General features: G+C 64.1%; 2 protein-coding genes. Both read left to right on the top strand.

All coding sequences use genetic code 11. The annotated features are described in order from the left end of the window. The coding region (locus AC0IYH_RS29885) for a M3 family metallopeptidase (RefSeq protein WP_471837706.1) at positions 1 to 239 on the top strand (239 nt) is incomplete at its 5' end. After that, positions 236 to 370: hypothetical protein (locus AC0IYH_RS29880; RefSeq protein ID WP_471837708.1), on the top strand; the 135-nt coding region annotated here is incomplete at its 3' end. The genes AC0IYH_RS29885 and AC0IYH_RS29880, both read left to right, overlap by 4 nt.

The raw sequence follows: 370 nt of genomic DNA, 5'->3' as shown, positions 1-370 counted from the left end.
CGTCCGACGCCTATTCCGCGGGCTATTACAGCTATCTGTGGTCGGAGACGATGGACGCGGATACGTTCGCGGCGTTCGAGGAGGCGGGCAGCCCGTGGGACAAGGCGACCGCCGACAAGTTCGCGACGATCCTGCTGTCGACGGGTAACGAGACGGATCGCGCGGAGGCGTATCGTCAGTTCCGCGGTCGTGACCCGGACATCAAGGCGCTGCTGGTCAAACGCGGCTTCGCGAAGTGAGCGCGGCCGGAGACAGCGACAAGGGCGGCCGGCTGAAATCGATCCTGGGCGGATCGGCGGGCAATCTGGTCGAGTGGTTCGACTGGTACGTGTATTCGGCATTCGGCCTGTATTTCGCGCCGGTGTTCTTC

Source organism: Pseudomonas sp. AC463 (assembly GCF_979253585.1).
This window is presented reverse-complemented; position numbering and strand designations above follow the sequence as displayed.